The 1,220-nt window shown below is 33.9% G+C and carries 1 protein-coding gene; it reads right to left on the bottom strand.

Annotation, left to right across the window (positions count from 1 at the left end; translation table 11 throughout):
* Nucleotides 1-67: 67 nt before the first annotated feature.
* A complete protein-coding gene (locus BMZ74_RS14305) occupies nt 68-1,138 on the bottom strand; it encodes an IS30 family transposase (RefSeq protein WP_089862879.1) in 1,071 nt (356 codons plus the stop codon).
* Between the last annotated feature and the right edge of the window lie 82 nt (nt 1,139-1,220).

The following is a 1,220-nucleotide window of genomic DNA, read 5'->3' as shown; positions in this document are numbered from 1 at the left end:
GGTGAATTGCAAGTTGCAATGCACGGTTTTTTTGATTTTTTTAAAATTACCTGTACCTTCAATGTTTTTACATACTAAAACTTAATTTTTCTCTGAATATTTCATCTGAATTCCCATAATCAAACATTTTTCTGGGGTAAGTATTTATGAATTCCTGAATCTTTTTTACCAGGGTTCTTTTGATTCCTCTGAAACTTGTGCCTTTAGGTAAGAATCTTCGGATAAACCTGTTAGCTACCTCATTTGAGCCTCTCTGCCAGCTGCAATATGCATCACAATAATACTGGCTGGTCCTGGGAATGCTACTGCCTGCAAAAGATTCTTCAATCCCCTCATAATCTGCAAATTCTGACCCATTGTCTGTGGTTATTGTTTTGAAAGTCTCCCTGAAATTAACTACCCCAAATCGTCTTTCTATGCGATCCAGTCCTTTTACCACTGATTCTGCTTTTTTGTTTGGTATTTTTTCTATGATTTCTTGTCTGGTCTGTCTTTCTGTTAGAACCAGTAAGAAAGGTTCTCCTTTTTCTTTTAACCCCTCTACTAAATCCATCTCCCAGTGTCCAAATTCTTCCCTGGTATCAGCTTCTTCAGGTCTATCTCTAATTGTCCGACCTTCCTTACGTCTCGTAGTGCTTGCACTTTCTTTAGGCCTATCTTTCTCAGGTTTATAATTGCCATGTATGAGATCATCTCGTTCTATATCTAAAACACCTTTATCTATATAATTATAGATTGTTTTCCAGTGTAATTGTAGATCATAATCATCTGATTCTTTAATGTCTTTTGCAACTGCTGCAGGTGATCGTAATTTAAGTATCTGCTTTTTTATAAATTTAGCTATACCTTTGTCTTTACCTATTTTTAAATCTCGTCCTTTTGCAGTATTATTTTGCTCATAAACTTCCTGTCCTCTTTTGGAACTATATTCTTTTCTATAGGTCCAGTCACTATTTTTTAACTCTATTTCACCCTTCTTAATTTCGCGACTTACTGTAGTTCTATGACAATTCAATTCTTTACCTATCTCAGTATAATTTTTATCCTGTTGATTGTATAAATGTTCTATTTTTACGCGATCTTCATAACTTAGATGTTCACCTTTTTCTCTTTTTGTGTTACAATTATTTTGACACATATTCTGTACCCTCCCAATGTTTTTGTGGTTATTAACATTATACAAAAGGTACAGATATGTGTCTATTTTTTATCAAATCACA

The organism is Halanaerobium salsuginis (assembly GCF_900114545.1).
Lineage (GTDB): Bacteria > Bacillota > Halanaerobiia > Halanaerobiales > Halanaerobiaceae > Halanaerobium > Halanaerobium salsuginis.
The sequence above is the reverse complement of the archived record's forward strand: the minus strand, read 5'-3'. Positions and strand labels throughout refer to the sequence as shown.

Excerpts from the sequence above, each read along its gene's own strand:
- BMZ74_RS14305 (WP_089862879.1), bottom strand. The coding sequence starts at position 1,138 with ATGTGTCAAAATAATTGTAACACAAAAAGAGAAAAAGGTGAACATCTA.